Consider the following 5136-nt stretch of genomic DNA (forward strand, 5'->3'; position numbering starts at 1 on the left):
GAATAATTTAGGAAAAAACAAATAATAATGTTATAATGTTATTGTAATAGTATTTAATATTAGAAAATTATAATTAGATAGGGTGTTTTGAATTGTCTTATTGCAAGGAAGATGATATTTTTCAAACATTTTTTGACAACAGATTATCTCTTATTATCCAATATACTAATGGTGATATTAATAAAAGAGAGTTTTTAGAAGGTAATTTTGACTTTGTTCAAGCTATGAATGTAGAACCTTTCTCTAAAATAGATAGTTATGAAAAGGGAATGTATAACTATCAATATTACAATGTTTTAGCTAAATATTATACTATGTTGGCAAAAGACATAAAAAGGTCAGGGAAAGATGAAAAGTATTATATTGACTACTTAAACAAGGGCAAGTATTACTATGATGAAAAAGACAAAGCTACAGTGGAATTATTAAAATACTTGAAGTTTAAAAATATAGATGCATATTTTATTAATACCCAATCAAGATATTTAGATGATAAACTTTATGAGATAGTCCTTTTAGATTATAAAGATGCAATTTTTCATTCTAAAAGTTTATGGCTTTTAGATATTTTAAGAAAAGAAGGAGTATTTATAGAAGGAAAGAAAACTTCCTTAATTGATGATTATATTAATGAAAGATATTAAAATAGTAGCCCTTTTGGGCTACTATTTTACATTAATTATATTATTTTATTTACTTAAGATTTCAAGTATTTCTTCATAAGTACTATCCGCTTTTATTTCAAATTTACCAGGTTTCAATTTAGTTTCTAATTTTAAATTTTCAGCAGTTTTAAGAAAATCACCCTTGTCTTTAATTAAGCCATCATTCAATAATATTTCCGCTATTTCATCACTAACAGAACCTTCAGGAATAGAAACAGTTATAACTTTATCTTTTTTATCTTTATCCTTTTTATCCTTATCTTTCTTATCTTTAGCATTATTCTTATCCTTGTTTAAATCCTTGTCCTCGCCTTTTTCATTTTCTCCCTTATTTTTATCATCCTTTTCATTATCTTGCTTGTCCTTATTTTCCTCAATATCTTTATCTTTTTTAGTGGTTTCATCGTCTTTCTCTTTATTTTTATCTACTTTATCTGAAGCCACTATTTTACTTTTTTGGGGTTCCTTATCGAGGCCATCTTCTGCAAATAAAATTTCTAGCCTCCATCCTATAATTCCCGCTACGACAAGTACAACCACAAGCATTATTATATAATCCGTTGCATCATATAGAAGGTCCTTCAGTTTTTCTAAAAATTTATTCATCATATCCACCTCTTACTACAAAAGACTATTGTCTTTAAATATTTTTTCTTTGTCGTGTATAATATGATTATAGCATAATAATTAGAAAAAGGTGAGTGAAAAATGAAAGAAGTAAAAGTTGGAAGAAATGATAGTGGTCAAAGAATTGATAGATTTTTAAGGAAATATTTGTCGAAAGCACCTAGAAGCTTTATTTATAGGATGATTAGAAAAAAGAATATAAAGCTGAATAATAACAGGGTAAAACCAGAGGAAATCCTTAAAGAGGGAGATGTAATACAACTTTATTTAGCAGATGGAACAATTGAAAAGTTTGTCGAAGAAAAGGAAAAGAATAAGTCTTTTATAAAATTAGAAATTATTTATGAAGATGAAAATATTATATTAATTAATAAGCCAAAGGGGGTTCTGTCCCACTCAGGAAATAATAAAGTAGATAATATAGTTGATGGTATGATTAAATATTTAATAAATAAAGGTGATTATAATGTAGAGGAAGAAAAAACTTTTACACCGGCTATATGTAATAGACTAGATAGAAATACAAGTGGAATAATAATAGGAGCAAAGAACTATTTTACGTTAAAATCTATTAATGAGGCAATGAGAAAAGAAGATATTAATAAGTATTATAAAACTATGGTAATAGGAGAGCTCAATAAAGAAATTAAATTAAATAATTATTTAGTAAAAAATAAAAAAGATAATAAAGTTACTGTAGTAGAAGAAAGAATAAAAGGGGCAAAAGAAATATGTACATATGTTAAACCATTAAAAATAGGAAAAGGGTATTCATTATTAGAAATAGATTTAATAACAGGAAGAACCCATCAAATAAGGGCTCACTTAGCCTCAATAGGTCATCCTATAGTAGGGGATATTAAGTATGGAAATAAGAAGGTTAATAACTATTTTAAGAAAAATTATAATTTGGAAAATCAATTTCTTCATGGTTATAAAATAATATTTAATAACTTGCCAGATAATCTTAAATATTTAAATGGAAAAGAATTTATAGCACCAATAGACGAAGACTTAAGAAAAATTGAAAAGAAATATTTTGGCTTCAAGACTAATGTTAAAATATGAAATAAGGAGACTTCCAATAGTCAAAAGGGATAAATTAGTTGGAATGTTGACCATTGGGGTTTGGCAGTGGGAGATTAATGACTTAAAAAGTCAAAAAGAATTTGTCTTGGATTTTTTGCATTGTGATATTTGTTTATTCCATCTATTAAGATATAATATATATTAATGTTTAAATTTTCTTTAAGTTTTTATGGAGGGAAGAATATGGGAGACAATATAAAAGTTTATGTAGAAGGTTTTGGGGGTGTCAATATTAAGAAAGGCTCTAAATTAGAAGAATTATCTAAAAAGGTATATGGAGAAGATTATAAAAAATATTTAAGTGCTAGAGTTGACAACGAAATAGTATATTTAGGTAGGGAAGTAGAAGAAGGAAAATATATTAAATTTTTAGATATAAAAGATAAAGATGGACATAGAATATATACAAGAACTATATCAGCTATTTTTATAAAAGCATGTAAAGATTTATTTCCCAAATGCAATGTTACAATTGAGCACTCTTTAGGTGAGGGATTATATGCAGAAATAGATAAAAAAGAATCAATTAATTTTACTCAAATAGAATTAATTAAGAGTAGAATGAATGAAATAATAGAAAAAGATATTACTATAGAAAGAGAAAAAAAGTCAAAGGATGAAGCTATAGAAAAATTTAAACAATATGGTTATGATGATAAAATTAGACTTTTAAAACATATAGAAAAAGAAACTATACACATATATAAAATAGAAGATCATATAGATAGATTTCATGGATATTTAGCACCGTCTACAGGTTATGCAAACATTTTTGATTTAAAATATTATTATCCCGGTGTTATAATCTTATTTCCAACAGAAGAAAGCGATTATACAGTTCCAAAATTTAAAGAACAACCTAAATTGGCAAAGGTATTTAAAGAAGTAGAAGATTGGGCAAATATTTTAGACCTAGGCTATTTAGGATCTTTGAATGATAAAATAGAAGACAATTCTATTGCAGAGGTAATAAGAGTGTCAGAGGCTTTACATGAAAAGAAGATTGCCCAAATAGCAGATATGATTTGTGAAGATAAAAATCTAAATATAATATTGGTAGCTGGGCCATCATCGTCAGGAAAGACTACTTTTGCCCAAAGGTTAGCTGTACAGCTTAAAGTAAATGGTAAAATGCCTATATCTATTTCAGTAGATGATTATTTTGTAAATAGAGAAGATACTCCAAAGAATGAATATGGAGAATATGATTTTGAAGCCTTAGAAGCTATAGATTTAAAACTATTAAATGAGGATTTAATTAGGTTATTAGAAGGAGAAGAAGTCGAATTACCTAAATTTAATTTTAAAGTAGGAAAAAGGGAAATGTCGGGGAAAAAAATTTGTGTAGATGAAGAACATCCAATAATAGTAGAGGGTATACATGCTTTAAATTCTAAAATGACTGCATCAATTCCAGAAAAAAATAAATTCAAAATTTATATTAGTGCTTTAACTCAACTAAATATTGATGGGCATAATAGGATTCCTACTACTGATACTAGGATTATTAGAAGAATGGTTAGGGATGTGGAACATAGAGGAAATAGTATAATGCGAACTTTTGAATTATGGGATGGAGTAAGAAGAGGAGAGGAAAAAAATATATTCCCCTATCAAGAAGAAGCAGATATAATGTTTGATTCTGCATTAGTATATGAATTAGGAGTATTAAAAAAATATATAATACCTTTATTAAAAGAAGTAGACAGGGATAGCATATATTTTTCAGAGGCAAAAAGATTAATTAAATTTTTAGGTTATTTTAAAGATATAGAAAAAGAAAATTTTATACCTCCAAATTCTATATTGCGTGAATTCATAGGTGGTTCCTGTTTTGATGTGCACTAAAACTTAAAATTGGGAGGATAAATGTGGAAAAATTACTAGAAGATATATTAGAGAAAAATAAAATTTTAACTAATAAGGGAAAAGTAGCCGACTATATTCCAGCTTTAAAAAAAGCAAATCCAGAAGATTTAGGTATTTGTATCTTTGATATTGACGGACATGTTTATAAAATTGGGGATTATAATAAAAAATTTACAATCCAAAGTATATCTAAAGTAATTACATTGATGATAGTTTTAAAAGACTTAGGGGAAGAAATAGTATTTAATAAAGTAGGAGTAGAGGGTACAAATGATGATTTTGATTCCCTATATAAATTAGACATGCCAAATGTAGATAAACCAGCTAATCCTATGATTAATGCTGGTGCTATTGTAACTACTTCTTTAATTAAAGGAGGTTCTTCAGAAGAGAAGTTTAACAAATTTTTAAATTTTTTAAAAAAGATAACATCAAATAATAATTTAGTGGTAAATAAAGAAGTTTATTTGTCTGAAAAAGAAACAGGACATAAAAATAGAGCTATGGCATATCTAATGAAAGGTAAAGGTTTGCTAGAAGGAGATGTAGAGGAAATATTAGATATTTATTTTAAACAATGTTCTATAGAAGTAGATTGTGAGGATTTAGGGAATATTGCTTTAACATTAGCAGCAGATGGTAAGAACTTAAAAACAGGAAAAGAAATAGTTTCTAAGGGCATTGCTAGAACTGCTAGAACAATAATGGCTAGTAGTGGTATGTATAACGGAAGTGGTAATTTTGCTATAGATGTAGGTTTTCCAGCTAAAAGTGGAGTAGGTGGTGGTATTCTAGGTGTAGTTCCAAATAAAATGGGAATTGGTGTTTATAGTCCAGCACTAGATTTAAAAGGTAATCCAATAGCGGCTATTGGAGTATTAAAGGA

Annotated in this window: 5 protein-coding genes; 4 read left to right on the plus strand and 1 reads right to left on the minus strand. The window is 27.2% G+C overall.

Going from position 1 to position 5136, the window contains the following annotated elements; genetic code table 11:
- Positions 1 to 92 precede the first annotated feature (92 nt).
- Positions 93 to 644: a DUF6648 family protein gene (locus VK071_01540; protein ID HLR33998.1), complete on the plus strand. Its 552-nt coding sequence runs from the start codon at positions 93 to 95 to the stop codon at positions 642 to 644.
- A 45-nt stretch (positions 645 to 689) separates the two neighbouring features.
- On the opposite strand, the gene VK071_01545 is transcribed toward VK071_01540, so the two are convergent.
- Entirely contained in the window at positions 690 to 1274 is a 585-nt protein-coding gene (locus VK071_01545) for a hypothetical protein (GenBank protein HLR33999.1), read from the minus strand.
- Positions 1275 to 1373: 99 nt separating this feature from the next.
- On the opposite strand from VK071_01545, the gene VK071_01550 reads away from it, so the two are divergent.
- The 3 genes from VK071_01550 to glsA all read left to right on the plus strand — a co-directional run.
- Entirely contained in the window at positions 1374 to 2360 is a 987-nt protein-coding gene (locus tag VK071_01550; GenBank protein HLR34000.1) for an RluA family pseudouridine synthase, read from the plus strand.
- Between the two features lie 204 nt (positions 2361 to 2564).
- Complete coding sequence (locus VK071_01555) at positions 2565 to 4229, plus strand: nucleoside kinase (GenBank protein HLR34001.1); 1665 nt, start codon at positions 2565 to 2567, stop codon at positions 4227 to 4229.
- 23 nt (positions 4230 to 4252) lie between these two features.
- A partial coding sequence (glsA, locus tag VK071_01560) for a glutaminase A (protein ID HLR34002.1) occupies positions 4253 to 5136 on the plus strand: 884 nt, incomplete at its 3' end.

This window comes from Tissierellales bacterium, from assembly GCA_035301805.1.
Taxonomy (GTDB): Bacteria; Bacillota; Clostridia; order Tissierellales; family DATGTQ01; genus DATGTQ01.

What these genes read in the sequence shown, in the direction of transcription:
- VK071_01545 (HLR33999.1), bottom strand. Translation starts at nt 1,274, where the DNA reads ATGATGAATAAATTTTTAGAAAAACTGAAGGACCTTCTATATGATGCA.
- VK071_01550 (HLR34000.1), top strand. Translation starts at nt 1,374, where the DNA reads ATGAAAGAAGTAAAAGTTGGAAGAAATGATAGTGGTCAAAGAATTGAT.
- VK071_01555 (HLR34001.1), top strand. Translation starts at nt 2,565, where the DNA reads ATGGGAGACAATATAAAAGTTTATGTAGAAGGTTTTGGGGGTGTCAAT.